We start from the raw sequence: 22004 nt of genomic DNA, 5'->3' as shown, positions 1-22004 counted from the left end.
AAGCTCATAGCTCGTGTGACATCAAGCCGCCCGGGCTTCGCGTTGCGCTGCACCGGGACATTTCTATGTTGCACGCAACACGGGCGCCAGAATGGCGCCATGGCCGGACCATGCGGTCGACGGCTTTTGATCATTATCGAGGGGCTTCTCCATCCATGTCTCGTCTTCGCGCGTCGCTGGTCAGCAGTGCATTGATGCTCGCCGCAGCCGCGCCGCTGCTGGCCGGCTGTAACGACACCTCCCCGGCCCAGGCCTCCACCAGCGAGCAGATCGCCGTTCCCGACGTCGGGATCGTGACGATCGAGCAGAAAGCGCGGGCGATCGTGCGCGAGCTTCCCGGCCGCATCGCGCCGACCCGCGTTTCCGACGTGCGGCCGCGGGTGTCGGGCATCATCGTCGAACGGCTGTTCCGCCAGGGCAGCGAAGTGAAGGCGGGCGATCCGCTCTATCGCATCGATCCGAAGCCGTTCGAGGTCGAGATCCTGTCGAACCGGGCAGCGCTGGCCAAGGCCGAAGCGCTGCACGAGCGCGCCGTGCTGCAGGCGCGCCGCATCGGGCTGCTGTTCAAGGAGCGTGCGGCGCCCGAGGTCGAACAGGAGAAGGCGATCGCGAGCGAGCGCGAAGCGGCGGCCGATGTCGAGGCCCGCAAGGCCGATCTGGCCCGCGCCCAGCTCAATCTCGACTATGCGACCGTGCGGGCGCCGATCGACGGCATCGTCGGTGCGGCCCAGGTGAGCGAGGGCGCCATCGCGGTCCAGAACGAAACCACGCTGGCCACGATCCAGCAGCTCGATCCGATCTATGCGGATTTCACCCAGTCGGTCAGCGAGCTCAACCGCCTGCGCCGCGCGTTCGAATCCGGTGATCTCGACCAGATCTCGCCCGACGCGATCAAGGTCCGCCTCGTGCTCGACGACGGCACGCCCTATGCGATCCCGGGCAAGCTGCTGTTCTCCGACGCCAAGGTCGACGCCGCCACCGGCCAGGTCACGCTGCGCGGCGAGTTCGCCAATCCCAAGCGCGAGCTGCTGCCGGGCATGTATGTGCGTGTCCGCATCGAGCAGGGCATCGACAGTGATTCCGTCGCGGTGCCGCAGCAGGCGGTGCAGCGCAATGCCGCCGGCGGCTCCGAGGTCTACGTGATCCGCGACGATAATCGCGCGATCGCAAGGCCGATCCGCACCGGTCCGGTCCAGGATGGTCTCGTGCTGATCACCGACGGCCTGCGGGCCGGCGACAAGGTCGTGGTCGACGGCTTCCAGAAGTTCGCAGCCGGCGACAAGGTGGTGCCGCAGACCTGGACTGAGGTCAGCGCGGCGAGCCAGCTCCCGGCGCCGTCGAAGTAAGCCCACATGCCTAGTTTCTTCATCGACAGGCCGATCTTCGCCTGGGTCGTCGCGCTGTTCATCTGCCTGATCGGCGCGATCGCGATTCCGCTGCTGGCGGTGGCGCAATATCCGATCATCGCGCCGCCTTCGATCTCGATCTCGACCAGCTATCCCGGCGCCTCGCCCGAGAACCTCTACAACAGCGTCACCCGGCTGATCGAGGAGGAGCTCAACGGCGCCTCCGGCATTCTCAATTTCGAATCGACCAGCGACTCGCTGGGACAGGTCGAGATCACCGCGAACTTCGTGCCGGGCACGTCGACCAACGACGCCTCGGTCGAGGTGCAGAACCGCCTCAAGCGCGTCGAGGCAAGGCTGCCGCGCGCGGTGATCCAACAGGGCATCCTGGTGGAGGAAGCCTCCAGCGCGGTGCTGCAGATCATCACGCTCAGTTCGACCGACGGAAGCCTCGACGAGGTCGGCCTCGGCGACTTCATGATCCGCAACGTGCTCGGCGAGATCAGGCGCATTCCCGGCGTCGGCCGCGCGACGCTGTATTCGACCGAGCGCTCGCTGCGCGTCTGGCTCGATCCTGACAAGCTGATCGGCTACGGCCTCACCGCCGATGACGTCACCAAGGCGATCAGCGCGCAGAACGCGCAGGTCGCATCGGGCAGCATCGGCGCCGAACCCTCGACCACCAAGCAGCGCACCTCGGCGCTGGTGCTGGTCAAGGGCCAGCTCGATTCGCCCGAGGAGTTCGGCGCGATCATCCTGCGCGCCAACGCCGACGGCTCCACCGTTCGGCTGCGCGACGTCGCCCGTATCGAGATCGGGGGGCTGAGCTATCAGTTCAACACCCGCCTCAACGGCAAGCCGACGGCGGGTCTCTCGGTACTGCTGTCGCCGACCGGCAACGCGCTCGCGACCGCGGGCGCGGTCGAAGCCAAGATGAAGGAGCTGTCGCGCTTCTTCCCGGCCAACATCTCCTATGAGATTCCCTACAACATCACGCCGGTGGTCGAAGCCTCGATCAAGAAGGTGATCTCGACGCTGGTCGAGGCCGTGGTGCTGGTGTTCGTGGTGATGTTCCTGTTCCTGCAGAACATCCGCTACACCATCATCCCGACCATCGTGGTGCCGGTCGCGCTGCTCGGCACCTGCGCCACGCTGTTGCTGACGGGCTATTCCATCAACATGCTCACCATGTTCGGCATGGTGCTGGCCGTCGGCATCCTCGTCGACGACGCCATCGTCGTGGTGGAGAACGTCGAGCGCATCATGTCGGAGGAGGGGCTGCCGCCGAAGGAGGCGACGCGCAAGGCGATGGGCCAGATCACCGGCGCCATCATCGGCATCACCCTGGTGTTGATGGCCGTGTTCGTGCCGATGGCGTTCTTCCCCGGTTCGGTCGGCATCATCTACCGCCAGTTCTCGGTCACCATGGTCGCGGCCATCGGCTTCTCGGCGCTGCTGGCGATGTCGCTGACGCCGGCGCTGTGCGCGACCATGCTCAAGCCGGTCCAGGCCGGGCATGGCCACGCCAAGAAGGGCGTGTTCGGCTGGTTCAACCGCTTCCTCGACGGCAGCCGCGACCGCTACGGCCTCGTCGTGCGCGGATCGCTCCGGCGTACCGGCCGGCTGATGCTGATCTATGCGATCCTGCTCGGCGGGCTCACTTACGCCTTCGTGCGCCTGCCCGGCGGCTTCCTGCCCGTCGACGATCAGGGCTTCATCACGACCGACGTGCAAACGCCGGCGGACGCCTCCTATCCGCGGACGCAGGCGGCGATCGAGCGTGTCGAGCAGTATCTGGCGCAGCGCGCCGGCATCGAGAACGTCACCTTCCTGACCGGCTTCTCGTATGCCGGCCAGGGCATCAACACCGCGCAGGCCTTCATCTCGCTGAAGGACTGGCACGAACGCGGCAAACAGGACAGCGCGGCGGCGATCGTGGCCGACATCAACCGCGAGCTCAACTCGATCCGCGACGCCAAGATCACCGCACTGCAGCCGCCGCCGATCGACAATCTCGGCAACTCCTCCGGCTTCAGTTTCCGCCTGCAGGACCGCGGCCAGAAGGGGTTTACGGCGCTGTCCGCCGCGGCCGATCAGCTGATCGCCTCGGCCAATGCGAGCCCGGTGCTGCAGAAGGTGTATATCGAGGGCCTGCCGCCGGGACCGCAGGTCAATCTGATGATCGACCGCGAGAAGGCGGGTGCGTTCGGCGTCACCTTCGAGGACATCAACAACACGATCTCGACCAATCTCGGTTCGAACTACGTCAACGACTTCCCGAACCGCGGCCGCATGCAGCGCGTCGTGGTGCAGGCCGACCGCCTGCATCGCATGAACGCGGACGACATGCTGAACTACAGCGTCAAGAACAGGGCCGGCAATCTGGTGCCGTTTTCCTCCTTCGCCACCGTTCAATGGGCGAAGGGTCCGACGCAGATCGCCGGCTTCAACTATTATCCGGCGGTGCGAATCTCCGGCGAGGCGAGGCCCGGCTACACGTCGGGCGACGCGCTGAAGGAGATGGAGCGGCTGGCCGACAAGCTGCCGCGCGGCTTCGGCTATGAATGGACCGGCCAGTCGCTGCAGGAGAAGCTGTCGGGCTCGCAGGCGCCGTTGCTGCTGGGGTTGTCGGCCTTGGTCGTGTTCCTGTGTCTTGCCGCGCTCTACGAGAGCTGGACCATTCCGCTGGCGGTGCTGCTGACCGTGCCGCTCGGCATTCTCGGCGCCGTGATCGCGGCGATGATGCGGGGCCTGCCGAACGACGTCTATTTTACCGTCGGCCTGATCACCATCATCGGACTCGCCGCCAAGGACGCCATTCTGATCATCGAGTTCGCCAAGGAACTGCGTGCGCAGGGCCGGCCGCTGGTGGAGGCGACGCAGCTCGCCTGCATCCTGCGCTTCCGCCCGATCGTGATGACCGGCCTCGCCTTCGTCTGCGGCGTGCTGCCGATGTCGATCGCGACCGGCGCCGGCGGCGCCAGCCAGCAGGCGCTCGGCACCGTCGTGATGGGCGGCATGATCGCGGTGGTGATCCTCGCGCTCCTGATGGTGCCGGTGTTCTTCGTCTCGGTGCAGCGCGTGCTCGCGGGGGATCGGGAGAAGCCGGAGCCTATGGCGGAGGGCCAGACTTACGGGCCTCCGGCGCCGGCGGAGTCCTAGGCAATCGAAATGCCCCCGCGATCTCGATCTGCTCCCCTCCTCCTTGCGGGGAGGGCTATCGCATATGCAAATCCGAGTTCTTCGCGAGTCTGCTTCCACGTCGTCATGCCCGGGCTCTGTCCCCGGCATCCACGTCCTTCACCGAATGCCGAACGACGTGGATGGCCGGGACGGAGCCCGGCCATGACCGTGTGGAGGGAGCCAAACTCGAGCTTGGATGCTCATATGCGATAGTCCTGCCGCAAGAGGGTGAGGGGAGTTCATCGTTCATGCAGGGAGAGCGGAACTCTACTTCCCGCTGGCTGGAGTTCCCGGTGCTCCGCGTGTATTGTCCCGCGACATGTAACGCTGACGGCATGTCGATGATCTTTCGCAAACCTGTTCTCGCGGTCGCGCTCGCCGCACTCGGCTTCGGCGGTCCCGCAGCCCACGCTCAGACGGCTCCCTTGCAATATTGGCTGCCCGGCTGGCCGGTCGGATTCAGCGACGCCGGCACTCAGGGCCTCGAGTCCTACGGCAACTTCCCGAGCTTCACCGGCAATGGCAGCGACAGCGGCTTCTTTGCGCGGCGCTACAGCGTGGCGAACAACTGGTCGGCGCTGGCGGGCACGGGCCTGAGCTCCAACATCGTCAACCGCTACGGTGCGCTCGGCTCGTACACGACCGAAGGCGCGCAGTACGGCTACACGTTCAAGAGCGGCGTCAGCTTCTATGGCGGCTTCGAGGCGCTGAAATACAATCCCGGGCTCGGCGGTCCGTTCGCGACGTTCGACGGGCGCTCAACCTCGACGCCGGCCTACGCGATCAATGGCGGCGTCGAGTTCAAACCGACGAGCAACGTCAGCCTGTCGCTCGGCTTCAGCTATGCCGGCCAGTCGTCCGATCGCCTCGACAGCGACATCAACTCCCCGGCACTGCCTGGCGCGACGCCCCAGGCGTTCACCAGCGGGCGGCGTTGAGTTTGGCCATGATGTTCACGCTGGTCATGCCCGCGAAGGCGGGCATCCAGTAGACGCAAACGGTTCGGCTTCATCGCAGCCGCCGTGGCGTACTGGATCATCCGCTTTCGCGGATGACGACAGCGGTTGTGACGCGGAAGCGGGGATCAAGCGCAGGGCAGGCTTGGACGCAAGCCGAGCGCAACCTTACCCCGCCGCCTTCAGCACCTTCACCAGCTCGCGGTGGATGACCTCGTTGCCGCAGACGACGTGCCCGGTGGTCAGCGCGTCCTCCTTGCCGTCGATACCGGAGACGGTGCCGCCGGCTTCGCGCACCATGATCAGTCCGGCGGCGATGTCCCAGGGCTGCAGGTCGCGTTCCCAATAGGCATCGAAGCGGCCGGCGGCGACGAAGGCGAGGTCGAGCGAGGCGGCGCCGAAGCGGCGGAGCCCTGCGACCTTGACCTGCAGCGACGTCATCTCGCGCAGGAACAGCTGGTGGTCGCCGCGGCCGATATGCGGCAGGCCGCAGGCGATGACGCATTCGTGGAGCTGGCGGCGCGCGGCGACGCGCAGCCGCTGGTCGTTGAGGAACGCGCCCTTGCCGCGCTCGGCGATGTAGAGTTCGTCATTGGCGGGATTGTAGATCACGCCGGCGATCATGGTGTCCTCGCGCTGGAGCGCGATCGAGATCGCGAATTGCGGGATGCCGTGCAGGAAATTGGTGGTGCCGTCGAGCGGGTCGACGATCCAGGTGTGCGACTTGTCGCTGCCTTCGCGCTTGCCGCCTTCCTCGCCGATGAAACCGTAGCCGGGCCGCGCCTTGGAGAGATCCTCGTACAGCATCTCCTCGGCCTTCTTGTCGGCGCGCGAGACGAAGTCCGCGGGCCCCTTCAGCGAGACCTGCAGATGCTCGATCTCGCCGAGATCGCGCTTGAGGTTGCGGCCGGCGCGGCGCGCGGCCTTGACCATGACATTGATGAGGGCGGAATGAATCATGAGCTCGATGCGCTGGGCTGACCGCACCTTGGCGGTGCGCGCCTCGCCTGGATCAGGCGAAGGCGGGTGAAACGGGCCGGCTGTGGGTGCCCTGCCGGGGCCGCCGCGTCAAGGGCGGATCAGCCGCCGCCGATCTGCAAGTGCTGTGGCCTGCAGGTCACTTGATGGTGCCGAGCCAGCGCTTGGCCGCCTGCTCGCCCTTGGCGCGGTCCTCGGGCGGCATGTCGGCGAACTTCTCGTCCAGCTTGGGGTCGCCCTTGCCGGCCGTCTTGGCCACCAGGTGCCATTTATAGGCCTCGACCTTGTCCATCGGCGTGGCGATACCGTACAGCAGCACCCATGCCAGCCGGTTCTGGGCGAGGGGGCTGTTCTGCCGGGCCGCCCGCCGCAGCAGCGAGATCGCGGCGGGCTGGTTCTTCGGCACGCCGGTGCCGTTGAACAGCGCGATGGCGTATTCGACCTCGGCATCGATGTTATCGGCGATCGCTGCGGCCTGCAGCAGCCGGGCGGCCTTTTCCAGATCCTGCGGGACGCCGGTGCCCTCCTTGTAGAAGGTCGCCAGCGCATATTGCGCCTCCGCATTGCCGGCATCGGCGGCCATCCGCAGCAGCTCGGCCGAGCGCTTGAGGTCCTGCGGCAGGGTCTGGCCATCGAGATAGAGCAGCGCGAGGTTATAGGCCGCCTTGGGCTCGCCCAGCTTGGCGGCGGAGGCCAGCAGCTTCACCGCCTCCGGCTTGTCGGTCGGGCCGCCGCGCCCGGCCAGCCGCATCATCGCCAGTGCGAACATCGCCTCGCGATCGCCGGCCTCGGCGGCGCGCTTGTACCAGATCGCCGCCTTGTCGTAGTCGCGGCGGATGCCCATGGCGTTTTCATAGAGCTGACCCAGCATCGCCATCGCCTTGGGGTCGCCTGCCTGCGCGCGCGGCGTAGCGAGGTCGAAGGCGGTCTTGTACTGGCCGCGCTGATAGGCGCCATAGACCAGGTCGACATTGGGATCGTTGGCGGCAGGCTGTGGCGTCGGGGCCGGCGCGGGAGCCGCCGGCTTGGCCGATGGGGCAGGGGCCGGTTTCTTGGCAGCCGTCGCCGGCGTCGGCGGTGGTTTCGGTTTGTCGGCGGCCTTCTCGGCCGGCTTCTCGACCGGTTTGGGCTTGTCGGCCGGCGGTTGCTGCAAGGCCGGCGGCGTCAACGAGATCTGCGCGTGCGCACCGGCCCCCACGGCGAGGAACGCAGCAACGAGGCATGTCAGGCGCAGGATCGTCATCTCGCTCGTTCAGCTCTGTCCAGCCGCGATCACCGGCGCCGCCGCATGGGCGTGCCGGATCGTCGCGCCGATGTCGGCCAGCGCCGCGGCCGGCCCGCGCGCATCGTTCCAGGCGAGGTCGTCGACCAGCACGAAATCGGCCCCTGCGGCGACGAAATCGGCCGCTTCCTTCAGCGAGATCGCATAGCCGACGCAGGGCGGCTCGAACAGTTCGGCCCACCACGCCAGGCGCTCGTTGACGGCATCGGGCGAGGGGCGGCGGCCCAGCGCGTCGCGCTCGCCGAACAGCACGTAATCGGCACCCAGTTCGCCGGCACGCATCGAATCATGGCGCGTCGACAGGCCGCCGCAGCCGGCGATACGGTTCGGCTTCAGGCCCGGCATGGCGTCCTCCAGCACGGAGACGCCGGTCAGGTGCGCACCATCGGCGCCGGCGCGCGCGACGATGTCGGGATGCCCGTCGATCAGCAGCGCCGCGCCGGTGCCCTGGATCGCCGGCGCCAGCGTCTTGACGGTCGTGATCATGCTGCGCGGATCGCTGTCCTGGAGCCGCACCAGCACCGCGGCGACGTCGGCGCTGCCGAGGATCGCGGGCAGGCTGGCGGCGAACGCCGCCGCGTCGGTCACGACCGGCGTCGCCAGATAGAGGCGCGGCTCGGGCCGCGCGGGAGTGGTCTTTCCTGACAATTTATGCCGCCTTCTCGAGTTCATGCGTCCACTGGCCGTGGCTCGCCAGCGCGTTCATGCGGGCGCGGTGGGTGAAGGCGCGCTGGCCGGCGGGGACGTTCGCAGCCTTGCCGGACCAGGCCTGCTGGGGCGCCGCCTGCAGCGCGCGACCGTAGGAGAAGGTCACCTTCCATGGCAAGGGACCAAACCTGTTGATGGCATCGAGATGCGCCGTCGCGTCCTCGTCGGACTGGCCGCCGGACAGGAAGGCGATGCCGGGCACCGCCGCCGGCACGCACTCCTTCAGCAGCTGCACGGTCTTCTCGGCAACCTCGGCGGCCTTGGCCTGCACAGGGCATGTCTTGCCCGAGACCACCATATTGGGCTTCAGGATCATGCCTTCGAGCGCCACTCGCTGGATGCGCAATTCGCTGAACACCTCGTTGAGCACGCGCTGCGTGACGTCGAAACAGCGTCCGATGTCGTGATCGCCGTCCATCAGGACCTCCGGCTCGACGATCGGCACGAGGCCGGCTGCCTGGCACAGCGCAGCGTAGCGGCCGAGCGCATGCGCATTGCCATGAACAGCGGTCATCGAAGGGATTGTGTCCTTGTCGATAGCGATCACGGCCCGCCATTTGGCGAAGCGTGCGCCTAGCGCGTAGTACGCCGCCAGCCGATCCGCAAGCCGGTCGAGGCCGGTCGTGACGGTCTCGCCGGGGCAGGCTGCCAAGGGCTGGGTGCCTTCGTCGACCTTGATGCCGGGAATGCCGCCGGCCTGCTCGATCAGCTTCACCAGTGGCGTGCCGTCGGCCGCGGCCTGCCGGATCGTCTCGTCATAGAGGATCACGCCCGAGATGAACGACATGCCTTCGCTGCGAAACAGCATCTCCCGGTAATCACGACGGCTCTGTTCGGTCGACTCGACGTTGATGGCGTCGAAGCGCTTCCTGATCGTTCCGGTCGATTCATCCGCGGCGAGAATGCCCTTGCCGGGGGTGACCATGGCAAGAGCTGTGGTGTTCAGTGCGGAGAGGTTCATGCTTGGCTCCAGACGCACCTGCCCTGCCCATCAAAATAGACGGTTCTCGGGCGGTTGCCGAGCAAACCTTGGCCGCATGTGAGGCGGTCTCTCGGAGAGGTGAAGGGGACGTTGCTGACGCAGGGACCTGTCGCGTCGGCGGCGGTCTGCTTCCCATCCCCGCGAGGGGAAAGGGAGCTCACCGCCGTTGCGGTAGCCATTGAGGTCTACCGGGCTCAACGCGCAGAGTGGACGGCAGCCCGGCTCACGCCACCTTGGGGTCGAGCTCGCCCTTGGCGTAGCGCTTGGCCATTTCGGCGGTCGTCAGCACGCGCTTGATCTTGGAGGCCTGGCCCGCGGTGTTGAACTCCTGCAGACGCTGCTTGCACAACTTGGCCATCGCCTCCATCGCCGGCTTCAGGTATTTGCGCGGATCGAACTCTTCCGGGTGCTCCGACAGGACCTTGCGGATCTGGCCGGTCATCGCCATGCGGTTGTCGGTGTCGATGTTGATCTTGCGCACGCCGTTCTTGATGCCGCGCTGGATCTCGCTGACCGGCACGCCCCAGGTCGGCTTCATCTTGCCGCCAAAGGAGTTGATGATCTCCTGCAGGTCCTGCGGCACCGACGACGAGCCGTGCATCACCAGATGCGTGTTCGGCAGCTTGCGGTGGATCTCCTCGATCACGTTCATGGCGAGGATGTCGCCATCAGGCTTGCGCGTGAACTTGTAGGCGCCGTGCGACGTGCCCATCGCGATCGCCAGCGCATCGACATGCGTTTCCTTGACGAACTTCACGGCCTCGTCCGGATTGGTCAGCAGCTGGTCGTGCGACAGCTTGCCTTCGGCGCCGTGGCCGTCTTCCTTGTCGCCCATGCCGGTCTCGAGCGAGCCGAGCACGCCGAGCTCGCCCTCGACCGAGATGCCGCCGAGATGGGCCATGTTCGTGACGGTCTTGGTGACGCCGACATTGTAGTCCCAATCGGCCGGGCTCTTGCCATCGGCCTTCAGCGAACCGTCCATCATCACCGAGGTGAAGCCGGCCTGGATCGCGGTCATGCAGGTGTCGGGGCCGTTGCCGTGGTCGAGATGCACGCAGACCGGAATGTGCGGATAGATCTCGGTGACTGCATCCATCATATGCTTGAGCATGATGTCGTTGGCGTAGGAGCGGGCGCCGCGCGAGGCCTGGATGATCACCGGAGCATCGACGCTGTTCGCCGCCTCCATGATCGCCAGCGCCTGCTCCATGTTGTTGATGTTGAAGGCCGGGACGCCGTAATCGTGCTCCGCCGCGTGATCGAGCAATTGACGCAAGGTAATGCGGGCCATGGCTGGAACTCCCTGGATAAGAATTGAGGACCGCGCGGTTGATGACGCACATGTCGAAACTGCTGCACCGTGCATAACGCGGCGGGGAGCGGATTCCAAGGCTCGCTGCGTTTTTGGGGCGTTAGGGCGACATTTCGCCGTCTGATCAGCCTGCGGGGAGTAGTAGAACGCTACTGACCTTTGGCCTCGAGAGCCCGGAGCCGTTCCTCAACCTCGCTGACCCGCTCGTCGAAGTCGCTGGCGGCCGCGCGCATCATGACCAGCATGCCGGCGGAATCGCGGCGCTGCTTGCGGACCAAAGCTTCCAGTCGATCAAACCGCGTCTCGACCGATTGCTTGAACTGCCCAAGGTCCGATTTGAACTCGGATCGGAGCGCAGAAATGCTCTCCTGGATCTTCATCAGGATCAGAGGGACAGCATCTGTCGGGGTTTCGGCCATGGATGGAACATAACAGAAACATCCATGGCCGACAAGCACCGAAAATTAGGCCTTCAGCACCTCGACGCCCGGCAGCGGCTTGCCTTCCATCCACTCCAGAAAGGCGCCGCCGGCGGTCGACACGTAGCTGAAGTCCGCGGCCACGCCGGCCTGGTTGAGGGCCGCGACAGTGTCGCCGCCGCCGGCCACCGAGACCAGCTTCTTGGCCTTGGTGCGCTCGGCCGCGTGCTTGGCCGCAACCATCGTGCCACGGTCGAACGGCGTGAGCTCGAAGGCGCCGAGCGGGCCGTTCCAGACCAGGGTCGCGGCGTCGTCGATCGCCGAGTGGATACGCGCGGTCGATTGCGGGCCGACGTCGAGGATCATGCTGTCCGGCGGGATCGCGTCGAGGCCGTAGGCGAAGGACGGCGAGTTGGCCGCGAAGTGGAACGACACGGTGGCGTCCACCGGCAGGATGATGGCGCAGTTGGACGCTTCGGCCTTGTCCATGATCCTGAGCGCGGTGGCGGCGAGATCCTTCTCGGCCAGCGACTTGCCGATCTGCACGCCCTGCGCATGCAGGAAGGTGTTGGCCATGCCGCCGCCGATGACCAGCGCATCGACCTTGGTGACGAGGTTCTCCAACAGGTCGATCTTGGTCGACACCTTGGCGCCGCCGACGATCGCGATGACAGGCTTGGCCGGCCGGCCCAGCGCCTTGTCGAGCGCGTCGAGCTCGGCCTGCATGGTGCGGCCCGCATAGGCCGGCAGCTTGTGGCCGAGGCCCTCGGTCGAGGCATGGGCGCGGTGCGCCGCGGAGAACGCGTCGTTGACCCAGATGTCGCCGAGCTTGGCGAGTTCGGCGACGAAGGCCGGATCGTTCTTCTCTTCCTCCTTGTGGAAGCGGGTGTTCTCCAGGCACAGCACGTCGCCATCCTTCATGGCGGCGATCGCAGTGGCGGCTGCCGCGCCGATGCAGTCCTCGGCGAAGGCGACGGGGCGCTTGATCACTTGCGACAGCGCCGCTGCGACCGGCTTCAGCGACTCCTTGGGATCGCGGCCCTTGGGCCGGCCGAAATGGGCGAGCAGGATGACCTTGCCGCCCTTGGTCGCGATCTCGTTGATGGTCGGCGCGACGCGCTCCAGGCGCGTGGCGTCGGTGACGTGGCCATTGTCCATGGGCACGTTGAGGTCGACGCGCAGCAGCACGCGCTTGCCTTTGACGTCGACGTCGTCGAGGGTGCGGAATTGGGTCATTGAAGCCACCGTAATACGAGGGACTCATCAGCGGTGATTAAATCCGTCGGTGTTCTCCGGCGGACTGCCTTCCTGTTTGGTCGTCACCCGCATACCCTGGCGGAAGCCATAAGCGATCAAGCCGATCAGCAGCAGTACGCCGGGGATGCCGAGCCAATTAGGAAGGGTCATGGCGCTTCCTCAGTCGTCATTCCGGGGCGGTCCGCAGGACCGAACCCGGAATCTCGAGATTCCGGGTTCGATGCTTCGCATCGCCCCGGATGACTGGGAAAAGCTTACAGCAGCTTGCCGATCGCGACGGCCGTGTCGGCCATGCGGTTGGAGAAGCCCCACTCATTGTCGTACCAGGACATCACGCGCACGAGGTTGCCGTTCATGACCTTGGTCTGATCCTGGTGGAACGTCGAGGAGTGCGGATCGTGGTTGAAGTCGATCGAGACGTTGGGGGCGGTGGTGTAGCCGAGGATGCCCTTCAGCTCCTGCTCGCTGGCGCGCTTCATCGCCTCGTTGATCTCCTTCGGATCGGTGTTGCGCTTGGCGACGATCTTGAGATCGACCACCGAGACGTTCGGCGTCGGCACGCGGATCGCGACGCCGTCGAGCTTGCCCTTCAGCTCGGGCAGCACCAGGCCGATCGCCTTGGCAGCACCCGTCGAGGTCGGGATCATCGACATCGCCGCCGCGCGGCCGCGGTAGAGATCCTTATGCATCGTGTCCAAGGTCGGCTGGTCGCCGGTGTAGGCATGAATCGTGGTCATGAAGCCGGTCTCGATGCCGACCGTGTCGTTCAGCACCTTGGCGATCGGCGCCAGGCAGTTGGTGGTGCAGGAGCCGTTGGAGACGACGAGATGATCCTTCGTCAGCGTGGCGTGGTTGACGCCGTAGACGATGGTGGCGTCGGCGCCGTCGGCGGGCGCGGAGACCAGCACGCGCTTCGCGCCGGCGGTCAGATGCGCCGAGGCCTTGTCCTTGGAGGTGAAGATGCCGGTGCATTCCAGCGCGATGTCGACGCCGAGATCCTTCCACGGCAGCTTCGACGGATCGCGCTCGGCGGTCACCTTGATCTTGCCGTGGCCGATGTCGATGCTGTCGCCGTCGACGGTCACGGTGTGGGGGAAGCGGCCATGCACGCTGTCGAAGCGCAGCAGATGGGCATTGGTCTCGACCGGGCCGAGATCGTTGATGCCGACCACCACGATATCCGTACGACCCGATTCCGCGATGGCGCGCAGAACGTTGCGGCCGATGCGGCCAAACCCGTTGATCCCGACCCGGACTGCCATTCTCGTCTCCTTCAATGACGTTTTTCGTCCCCGTCGACGGCCTTCCTGAGGGGCGCCACGAGGGTTTTGGACCTATGCCACCCGGTTCTGCCGGGCGGGAGCGGACGATATGGGACTTTTGGTAGCGCTTTTTCGCGCCAATCTCAACCGTCTGGTGACGATCCGGATCCTGACGGACTTACCGCCGTGATCAGCGCCAGCAGCTCGTCGCCGTAATGTTCGAGCTTCTTGTCGCCGATCCCTGGTATATCGCGCAGCTGCCCGAGCGTCGCCGGACGGACGCTGGCGATACCGTCGATCGTGGCGTCGTGCAGCACCACATAGGCTGGTACACCACGCTTGCGCGCGATCTCCGACCGCCACGCTCGCAGGCGTGCGAGCAGCGGAGCGTCGGCGGCCGCGGCCGGCCGCGCCACCAGCTCGCCACGCCGCGACTTGCTGCGGATCGCGCGCGCCGTGCTCGCGGTCTCCTCGCGCAACATCACCGGAGTTTCGCCCTTCAGCACGCCGCGCGAGGACTCCGTCAGCTTCAGCGCGCCATGGGCCTCGCTGTCGGGCGCGAGATGGCCCATCGCCACCAGCTGGCGCAGCGCGGCGCGCCACTGCTTCTCGTTGAGCTCCCGTCCTACGCCGAACACCGACAATTGATCATGTCCGAACTGCTTGACGCGCTCGGTCGCGCGCCCCACCAGCACGTCGATCAGATGCATCGCGCCGAAGCGCTGGCCGGTGCGATAGGCGCAGGACAACAGTTTCTGCGCGATCACCTTGCCGTCGCGCATCTTCGGCGGCGACAGGCAGTTGTCGCAATTGCCGCAGCTCTCGCCCGCGGGACTCTCGCCGAAATAGCTCAGCAGCAGTCTGCGCCGGCAGCCGGCGGTCTCGGCCAGTGCCACCAGCGCATCGAGCTTGCGGATGGACACCCGCTTGAACGCCTCGGCGCCGTTGGACTCGTCGATCATGCGGCGCTGCTGCACGATGTCGGACAGGCCATAGGCCATCCAGGCGGTCGACGGCTTGCCGTCGCGCCCCGCACGCCCCGTCTCCTGGTAGTAGGCCTCGATGCTCTTCGGCAGATCGAGATGCGCGACGAAGCGCACGTCCGGCTTGTCGATGCCCATGCCGAACGCGACCGTGGCAACGACCACGACGCCGTCCTCGTTGATGAAGCGGTCCTGGTTGCGCGCGCGCACGCTCGCGTCGAGCCCGGCGTGATAGGGGATCGCCGTGATGCCCACTTCGGTCAGCGCCGCCGCGGTGTCCTCGACCTTGGCGCGCGACAGGCAGTAGACCACGCCGGCGTCGCCCGGATGACGGTCCTTGATGAACGCCTTGAGCTGGGCCGGCCCGTTGTTCTTGTCGACGATCTCATAGCGGATGTTGGGGCGGTCGAAGCTTGCGACGAATTGCGGCGCGTCGGTGAGCCCGAGCCGCTGGGCGATTTCCTTGCGGGTCAGCTCGTCGGCGGTCGCCGTCAGCGCGATGCGCGGCACCTCGGGGAAGCGCTCGGCGATGACAGACAGGCCGATATATTCGGGGCGGAAGTCATGCCCCCATTGCGACACGCAATGCGCCTCGTCGATCGCGAACAGCGCGATCTCGGCGCGCTCGAGCAGCGACAGGCAGCGGGGCGTCACCAGCCGCTCCGGCGCGACATAGAGCAGGTCGAGATCGCCGACCATGAGCCGCCGCTCGACCTCGTCGGCCTCATCGCGCGACAGCGTGGAGTTCAAGACTGCGGCGTTGACGCCGGCCTCCAGCAGGCCGGCAACCTGGTCGCGCATCAGCGCAATCAGCGGCGACACCACGATGCCGCAGCCTTTGCGCAGCAGCGCCGGTAGCTGATAGCACAGCGATTTGCCGCCGCCGGTCGGCATCAGCACCAGGCAATTGCCGCCGTCAGTGACGTGCCGGACCACCTTCTCCTGCGCGCCGCGAAAGCCGGGCAGCCCGAACACCGAATGCAGCACGGACAGCGCTTTGTCGGCTGGCTCGGTCGGGGCGTTGGGGGCTGAGGCCATGGGGGGAGGAAAGCTTCCGAAGGTCAAGCGAACAGGCGCGTCAAGCCGCGCCGTTCTCGTATTGTCCTCGTTTTACCGCGTCATAGTCAATCCATCCCCTCACCCTGAGGAGCCCGCCAGAGGCGGGCGTCTCGAAGGGCGAGGCCGACATTCTGGACCCGGGCCTCATGGTTCGAGACGGCGCTGACGCGCCTCCTAACCATGAGGGTTGGGCACCGAGATCGGTGCTGCACATTGACCATGAGGAGCGTCCTCATGGAGAGGAGATCGATCAGCCCAGCCGCTTGACGGCCGCCTCGACCGCCGCTTCGGCGGTGATGCCGAAATGCTTGTACAGCTCCTTGGCCGGGCCGCTCTCGCCGAACGAATGCATGCCGATGAAGAGGCCGTCCTGGCCGATCACGGCGTCCCAGCCCCAGCGCACCGCGGCCTCGATCGCGATCTTGACGGGGGCGTTGCCGATGATCTTGGCCTTGGCCTCGGCCGGCTGCTCCAGCAGCAGCTCCAGCGACGGCACCGAGACGACGCGCGCGGGGATGCCGCGCTCGGCGAGCTGCTTCTGGGCGGCGACCGCGATCTCGACCTCGGAGCCGGTGGCGAACAGCGACACTTTGGCCTCGCCCTGGGCTGCCACCAGCTCATAACCGCCGCGGCTGCAGGGATTGTCGGCCGGCGCGCTGGTGCGCAACTGCGGCAGGTTCTGCCGCGTCAGCGCCAGTACGGTCGGGCCGTTGGTCCGGTTCAGAGCCAGCTCCCAGCATTCGGCGGTCTCGATCGAATCGCACGGCCGGAACACGCGCATGTTCGGGATCGCGCGCAACGCCGCGAGATGCTCGACCGGCTGGTGCGTCGGGCCGTCCTCGCCGAGGCCGATGGAGTCATGCGTCAGCACATAGACCACGCCCGCGCCCATCAGCGCCGACAGCCGGATGGCGCCGCGCGCATAGTCGGAGAACACCAGGAAGGTGGCGCCGTTCGGCGCGAAGCCGCCATGCAGGAAGATGCCGTTCATGGCCGCGGCCATGCCGTGTTCGCGGATGCCGTAATGGATGAAGCGGCCCTTCGGCGTCTTCGCGGAAAACCCGGTGACGGATTTCGCCTTGTTGTTGTTGGAGCCGGTGAGGTCGGCCGAGCCGGCCAGGAATTCGGACGGCATCGCCGCAGCAATCACCTCGATCGCGGCCTCCGACGACTTGCGGGTGGCGGCGTTGAGCGGAGTTTCCAGCAGCGCCTTCTTGTGGTCCTTCAGCGCCTTCGCCAGTGCCGCGGGACGCTCGTGGCGCAGCCGGCGTTCGAACTCGGCGCGCTTGCGCGGGCCCATCTCGGAAAGCCGCGTCTCCCATTCGGTCCGCGCCGGTCCGCCGCGGCGGCCGGCCTCGCGCCAGGCGGCGAGCACGTCATCGGGCACCGAGAACGGTTCGAGCGAGATGCCGAGCTTCTCCTTGGCGCCCTTCAATTCATCCGCGCCGAGGGCCTCGCCATGCACCTTGGAGGTGCCGGCCTTGGTCGGTGCGCCATAGCCGATCGTGGTCTTGCAGGCGATCAGGCTGGGACGCGAGGACTTCTGCGCCCGGGTGATGGCGGCTGCGATCGCCTCGGGATCATGGCCGTCGATCAGCTCGGCGGCCCAGCCGCAGGCCTTGAAGCGCTTCACCTGGTCGACCGAATCGGCGATCGAGAGCGGGCCGTCGATCGAGATGCCGTTGTCGTCCCACAGCACGATCAGCTTGTTGAGCTTCCAGTGCCCGGCCATCGCGATCGCTTCCTGGGAGATGCCCTCCATCAGGTCGCCGTCGGAGGCCAGCACGTAGGTATGGTGGTCGACGATCTTCTTGCCGTATTCGGCCTGGAGCATCTTCTCGGCCAGCGCCATGCCGACCGCGGTCGAGATGCCCTGGCCGAGCGGGCCGGTGGTGGTCTCGATGCCCTTGGTGCGGAAGTTCTCCGGATGCCCCGGCGTCAGCGAATCGACCTGGCGGAAGCGCTTGATCTGGTCGAGCGTCATCACCTCGTTGCCGGTCAGATACAGCAGCGCGTACAGCAGCATCGAGCCGTGCCCGGCCGACAGCACGAAGCGGTCGCGGTCCGGCCAGGCGGGCGCCGCAGCATCATATTTCAGGAAGCGGGTGAACAGTACGGTGGCGACGTCGGCCGCGCCCATCGGCAGGCCGGGATGGCCCGATTTCGCCTTTTCGACGGCGTCCATTGCGAGCCCGCGGATGGCGTTGGCCATGCGAGAATGTTCGACCTGCGTCATGCTGGAATCCGTCCAAACGTAAAGTGCTGATGACAGGGACGCCGCCGGTATTTCTGGCGGGGCCGGGATTTTGCGGGCTGATTAGCACCTCAGTTCCGGGAATCAAAGGCAATGCAACGTCTCCGGACGTCCAAAAGTTGCTTAGTAGTGCATAGTTTCGGCCGAGCGTTGCGCTTGGCTCGCCCAGCACGTAAGATTTTGCCCGTAAACGCTTGCCGGACAGCGGCTTTTGTCGCTATCCCCCGCGGTTTAAGGGCCTCGCATCCGTGCCATGAACGATCACCCTGCCAATCTTGCCGGCCAGGTGGAACCCGGCGCCGCCGATCTGGAGGCGGCGACGCGGCGACTCATGACGGCCCTCGACGCGCTGGAGAGCGCGGTCGAGCGACGGCGCGAGGCCGATCGCGACGAGGACGAACTGGCGACGCGCATCCAGGCGCTCGGCGCCGACCGCTCGCGCCTCGCCGACGAGCTCGACGGCTCGCTGATGAAGACGCGCCGGCTCGAACGCACCAATCGCGAGATCGCCGAACGCCTGGACACCGCGATCGGCACCATCCGTGCGGTGCTCAATGGCGGCGGCGCGCAGGACGCCGCTGAAGACGATGAGGATGACGAATGAGCCACATCAACGTCACCATCAACGGCCGTCAGTATCGCATGGCCTGCGAGGAGGGCCAGGAGCTCAGGCTCCTCAAGCTCGCCGAGAGCCTTGAGACGCGCATCACCAATCTGCGCGGCAAGTTCGGCGAGATCGGTGACGCCCGGCTCACAGTGATGGCCGCGCTGACCGTGTGCGATGAACTGATCGACGCCAATCAGCGCGTCCAGGCGCTGGAGCAGGAGCTCGAAGGCCTGCGCAATGTGCGCAACCAGGCGAGCGATCGCGCGCGTGCGACCCAGGTTGCAGTGGCGAAGGCGCTGAACGCGGCGGCCGAGCGGATCGAGCGGACGACGCAGGTGCTGAACCGCACGATCGGTGGCGGGGTCGCGATCGGGTGAGAACGCGCGTGAGCGCTGACGCGTGTGCGGACTACGCATCGATCATAGCTGCGCTTCGATCGCGGCCTTGTCGATCACCGACCACACTTCGACGATCCGGCCGTCGCGGAATTGATAGAACACATTCTCGGTGAAACGCACGCGCCGGCCGTCGACGTCGAGGCCGAGGAATTTTCCCTTCGGCATGCAGTCGAAGACGAGCCGGCTCCCGATCATGGGCGGATCCGACAGCAGCAGGTGAATGTGGAAAGAGAGATCGGGAATCTCGGAAAAATCCCGCACCAGCATCTCGCGATAGCCCGTCAGCCCGATCGGCCGACCATTGTGGACCACGCCTTCACCAACGTATTGCCCGAGCCTTTGCCAGTCCTGCGCGTTCAGGCAGGCAATGTAGGCGCGATAGAGATCGGCAAGCTCGGGTCCGGTCATGGCGCTGCTCTTCGTTCCCAGGCGGTCATCGGCAACAACACCTTGCGAGGCGCAGCGGTTCCGGGACTCGCTCGGGCGACGCAAGTCGGTGATCCTCATCGGGGGCAACTCGGCTCACTCTTGGTATTCGAGGAGTTTTACCCTTGAGCCCGGATGCGCTCCTATCATAACGTCGATGCCGGTGTCGAAAACTCCGTGAGCCTGAAATGCTGTGTCGCGGCTTTATCCTGGCGGCGTTGCTGTTGTCGTTGCTGTCCGGCCGCGTCACCGCGCAGACCGCTGCGCCTGTGGCTCCTGCCCTCTGCAACATGACCGGTAAGGACGATCCGGTGGACCGGGAAGCGGCCTGCCTGAGCGAGTTGAGTGGCCGGGTCAGCCGCACCGGCGAAACGCTGACCATCCGGCTCGAGACCGGCAAGCTAAAGACGTACCGGAATAATTCGAAAGCCTGCGAAAACGACGACGCGCAGCGTTGCGTCGGTTATGTCCTGCTGGGTTATCATCCGCAGGGAAGTGTCTACGCCATCCAGCTCTCGTTTTACGAAGGCAGCGGTGTCGAGCTGCTCAGCGCGCGCAGCGGCGCCATCCTGCGTGTGAGCGGAACGCCATACTTCACTCCCGATGGATCCCGCTTCGTCGCCATCGACAACGACTATGTCCATGGCGAGGAGCATGATCTTTCGATCGGCACGGCTGCGAACGGCAAGCTGGCGATGGAATGGCAGTCTCGCCGCGTGGACGAGTCGCGACAATGGCGGTTCGAGCGCTGGATCGACAATGATCGCGTCGCGCTGCAGGTCCTTCCCGCCGACAGCGAGCAAAAGTGCCCGGTGGCCGATTGTGAGGCGTTCGTGGTCCGCGTCGGCAAGCGAGGGGCGGTCCGGCCCTCACCGCTGCCTTGGTAGCCGCGCGATCGGACTACCAGAGTCCTGAAGCCAAGACCTCCAGCGCCATGTCCGGCGCGGCCGCTGCCAGCGCGCCGATGCACAGGCCGACGAACCCGAGCGCGACGGCGCCGCTGATGCCGTGCTGACTGAAGCCGTAGCTGGCGCCGATCGTGGTGCCCAGGACCAGCATGCTGCCGGTCCATAGAATCTGGATGGCGAGCTTGACCTTGTTGAGCATGGGGGACCTCGCAGGCTCAGGACTCTTCTGTCCACCTTTTTATGCGTCTCACCGGCATCCGATTGTGCAGCCGCGAAGCCGATCAATTCATCGCGATGCGATTGTGGTGCGAGCGCTTGTCGTTCTCCGCGGGCTGACCTAGCCTCGATGCTGCGGACCAGTCGAATCTCGCATATCCATAAGCGGGATCGTCCGCGCATCAGGGAGGTGCCCATGAACAAGCTGATCCTCGCGGCGGCGGCCGTCGCGTTCACCACGATCGTCGCGCCGCTGACCGCCGCGCCCTTGCCGGAGGCCAAGCCGGACGAGGTCGGTTTCTCGGACGGCGGCCTGGCGCGGATGGACGATTTCTTCGCCCGCGAGATCGCCGCCAAGCGCGTGCCCGGAGCTGTGGTTGCGATCGCGCGCGACGGCAAGCTCGTGCACTACAAGGCCTACGGCCAGCTCGATCCGGTCAAGGGCACGCCGATGCCGCTGGATGCGATCTTTGCCCTGGCCTCGATGACCAAACCGATGGCCGCGGTCGGCGCGCTCACCCTGATGGAGCAGGGCCGGCTGCCGCTGCAGGCGAAGCTGTCGGACTACTATCCTGGTTTCGCCGACATGAAGGTCGGCATCGCGCAGGAAGATGGATCGCTGCTGCTGGCGCCCCAGGCGCGCCCGATCCTGATTCATGATCTCTATCGCCACACTTCCGGCCTGATGTATGGCGGCCGTCCCGACAGTTCGAGCCCGGTGGCGCGGCTCTATCCCGACGGCACGGCGCCGGCGATCGAGGGCGATACGCAAGCCTTCATCGCGCGCCTCACCAAGCTGCCGCTCGCGCATCAGCCGGGCACCCAGTTCGAATACGGCTTCTCCATCGACGTGCTCGGCGCGGTGGTCGAGAAGGTCAGCGAGCAGCGGCTCGGCGAATATCTGTCAGCCAATCTATGGAAGCCGCTCGGCATGCTGGATGCGACCTTCGCGCCGACGGAGGCGCAGCGGCCGCGGCTGGCGCGGCCGTTTGCGAACGATCCGCTGACGGGCAAGCCGCAGGCGATCAAGCTCTTGGATACGCCGCTCAAATCTGATTGCGGCGGCGCCTGCTCGTTCGCCACGGTCGGCGACTACATCCGCTTCGGCCAGATGCTGCTCAACGGCGGCGAGCTCGACGGCGCGCGCATCCTGAGCCCTAAGACCGTGCATCACATGACGGTCAATCACCTCGGCCCCGAGATCAAGAACACCGTGGCCAACGTCGAGCCGCATCGCGCCGGCTTCGGTTTCGGCCTGAGCGTGGCCGTGCGCACCAGCGAGGGCCTGTCGGCGGTGCCCGGCAATCCCGGCGAGTTCAGCTGGAACGGCGCCTTCGGCACGCAGTTCTTCTGCGATCCCAAGGAGCGCCTCGTCGTGGTGGTCGGCACGGCCGCGCCCGGAGAGCTACGCAAATATTATCGCGAGCAGGTGCAGGACATCGTCTATGGCGCGATGGTAAGATAGCGC

The 22004-nt window shown here is 66.2% G+C and carries 20 protein-coding genes; 7 read left to right on the top strand and 13 right to left on the bottom strand.

Annotated elements, in window-relative coordinates:
• The first annotated feature begins 155 nt into the window (after window positions 1-155).
• The 3 genes from ACQR1B_RS08400 to ACQR1B_RS08390 all read left to right on the top strand — a co-directional run bounded on the left by ACQR1B_RS08400 (window position 156) and on the right by ACQR1B_RS08390 (window position 5467).
• Window positions 156-1346: an efflux RND transporter periplasmic adaptor subunit gene (locus ACQR1B_RS08400; protein WP_434832140.1), complete on the top strand. Its 1191-nt coding sequence runs from the start codon at window positions 156-158 to the stop codon at window positions 1344-1346.
• A gap of 6 nt (window positions 1347-1352) precedes the next feature.
• The gene (locus ACQR1B_RS08395; protein ID WP_434832139.1) at window positions 1353-4508 is read left to right on the top strand and encodes a multidrug efflux RND transporter permease subunit; all 3156 of its coding nucleotides are present in this window, start codon (window positions 1353-1355) and stop codon (window positions 4506-4508) included.
• A 356-nt stretch (window positions 4509-4864) separates the two neighbouring features.
• Window positions 4865-5467, top strand: coding sequence for an outer membrane protein (locus ACQR1B_RS08390; protein ID WP_434832138.1), 603 nt, complete (start codon window positions 4865-4867; stop codon window positions 5465-5467).
• 186 nt (window positions 5468-5653) lie between these two features.
• On the opposite strand, the gene ACQR1B_RS08385 is transcribed toward ACQR1B_RS08390, so the two are convergent.
• From ACQR1B_RS08385 to tkt, 11 genes are all read right to left on the bottom strand, one after another.
• Window positions 5654-6445 carry an inositol monophosphatase family protein gene (locus tag ACQR1B_RS08385; protein WP_434832137.1) on the bottom strand — a complete coding sequence of 264 codons (792 nt, stop codon included), beginning with the start codon at window positions 6443-6445 and terminating at the stop codon, window positions 5654-5656.
• A 157-nt stretch (window positions 6446-6602) separates the two neighbouring features.
• Window positions 6603-7706 carry a tetratricopeptide repeat protein gene (locus ACQR1B_RS08380; RefSeq protein WP_434832136.1) on the bottom strand — a complete coding sequence of 368 codons (1104 nt, stop codon included), beginning with the start codon at window positions 7704-7706 and terminating at the stop codon, window positions 6603-6605.
• Between the two features lie 9 nt (window positions 7707-7715).
• The gene (locus ACQR1B_RS08375; RefSeq protein ID WP_434832135.1) at window positions 7716-8393 is read right to left on the bottom strand and encodes a thiamine phosphate synthase; all 678 of its coding nucleotides are present in this window, start codon (window positions 8391-8393) and stop codon (window positions 7716-7718) included.
• A gap of 1 nt (window position 8394) precedes the next feature.
• Window positions 8395-9414, bottom strand: coding sequence for a class I fructose-bisphosphate aldolase (locus tag ACQR1B_RS08370; protein ID WP_434832134.1), 1020 nt, complete (start codon window positions 9412-9414; stop codon window positions 8395-8397).
• A 244-nt stretch (window positions 9415-9658) separates the two neighbouring features.
• Window positions 9659-10726 (bottom strand): class II fructose-bisphosphate aldolase, encoded by a 1068-nt coding sequence (gene fba / locus ACQR1B_RS08365; RefSeq protein ID WP_434832133.1) that lies wholly within the window; start codon window positions 10724-10726, stop codon window positions 9659-9661.
• A 170-nt stretch (window positions 10727-10896) separates the two neighbouring features.
• A complete protein-coding gene (locus tag ACQR1B_RS08360; protein WP_434832132.1) occupies window positions 10897-11166 on the bottom strand; it encodes a hypothetical protein in 270 nt (89 codons plus the stop codon).
• 45 nt (window positions 11167-11211) lie between these two features.
• Entirely contained in the window at window positions 11212-12402 is a 1191-nt protein-coding gene (locus ACQR1B_RS08355; protein ID WP_434832131.1) for a phosphoglycerate kinase, read from the bottom strand.
• A 27-nt stretch (window positions 12403-12429) separates the two neighbouring features.
• On the bottom strand, window positions 12430-12573 hold the full coding sequence (locus ACQR1B_RS08350) for a hypothetical protein (protein WP_434832130.1): 144 nt from the start codon (window positions 12571-12573) through the stop codon (window positions 12430-12432).
• Between the two features lie 104 nt (window positions 12574-12677).
• Entirely contained in the window at window positions 12678-13685 is a 1008-nt protein-coding gene (gap, locus tag ACQR1B_RS08345) for a type I glyceraldehyde-3-phosphate dehydrogenase (protein WP_434832129.1), read from the bottom strand.
• Between the two features lie 143 nt (window positions 13686-13828).
• On the bottom strand, window positions 13829-15706 hold the full coding sequence (gene recQ / locus ACQR1B_RS08340) for a DNA helicase RecQ (RefSeq protein ID WP_434832128.1): 1878 nt from the start codon (window positions 15704-15706) through the stop codon (window positions 13829-13831).
• 271 nt (window positions 15707-15977) lie between these two features.
• On the bottom strand, window positions 15978-17963 hold the full coding sequence (gene tkt / locus ACQR1B_RS08335; protein WP_434832127.1) for a transketolase: 1986 nt from the start codon (window positions 17961-17963) through the stop codon (window positions 15978-15980).
• 271 nt (window positions 17964-18234) lie between these two features.
• Here tkt and ACQR1B_RS08330 point away from each other — a divergent pair, with 271 nt between their 5' ends.
• Both ACQR1B_RS08330 and ACQR1B_RS08325 read left to right on the top strand, forming a co-directional pair.
• A complete protein-coding gene (locus ACQR1B_RS08330; RefSeq protein WP_434832126.1) occupies window positions 18235-18585 on the top strand; it encodes a DUF4164 domain-containing protein in 351 nt (116 codons plus the stop codon).
• Window positions 18582-18965 carry a cell division protein ZapA gene (locus ACQR1B_RS08325; RefSeq protein WP_434832125.1) on the top strand — a complete coding sequence of 128 codons (384 nt, stop codon included), beginning with the start codon at window positions 18582-18584 and terminating at the stop codon, window positions 18963-18965. The genes ACQR1B_RS08330 and ACQR1B_RS08325 overlap by 4 nt, the downstream gene beginning before the upstream one ends.
• Window positions 18966-19007: 42 nt before the next feature.
• On the opposite strand, the gene ACQR1B_RS08320 is transcribed toward ACQR1B_RS08325, so the two are convergent.
• Window positions 19008-19394 (bottom strand): ester cyclase, encoded by a 387-nt coding sequence (locus ACQR1B_RS08320; RefSeq protein ID WP_434832317.1) that lies wholly within the window; start codon window positions 19392-19394, stop codon window positions 19008-19010.
• A 206-nt stretch (window positions 19395-19600) separates the two neighbouring features.
• Here ACQR1B_RS08320 and ACQR1B_RS08315 point away from each other — a divergent pair, with 206 nt between their 5' ends.
• Window positions 19601-20299, top strand: a complete 699-nt coding sequence (locus ACQR1B_RS08315; RefSeq protein WP_434832124.1) for a hypothetical protein — start codon at window positions 19601-19603, stop codon at window positions 20297-20299.
• 13 nt (window positions 20300-20312) lie between these two features.
• Here ACQR1B_RS08315 and ACQR1B_RS08310 read toward each other — a convergent pair whose 3' ends face one another.
• A complete protein-coding gene (locus ACQR1B_RS08310) occupies window positions 20313-20519 on the bottom strand; it encodes a hypothetical protein (protein ID WP_434832123.1) in 207 nt (68 codons plus the stop codon).
• A gap of 213 nt (window positions 20520-20732) precedes the next feature.
• On the opposite strand from ACQR1B_RS08310, the gene ACQR1B_RS08305 reads away from it, so the two are divergent.
• Window positions 20733-22001, top strand: coding sequence for a serine hydrolase domain-containing protein (locus ACQR1B_RS08305; RefSeq protein ID WP_434832122.1), 1269 nt, complete (start codon window positions 20733-20735; stop codon window positions 21999-22001).
• Window positions 22002-22004 lie beyond the last annotated feature (3 nt).

The organism is Bradyrhizobium oligotrophicum (assembly GCF_051168495.1).
In the GTDB taxonomy this organism is placed as follows: Bacteria; Pseudomonadota; Alphaproteobacteria; order Rhizobiales; family Xanthobacteraceae; genus Bradyrhizobium; species Bradyrhizobium oligotrophicum_A.
The sequence above is the reverse complement of the archived record's forward strand: the minus strand, read 5'-3'. Positions and strand labels throughout refer to the sequence as shown.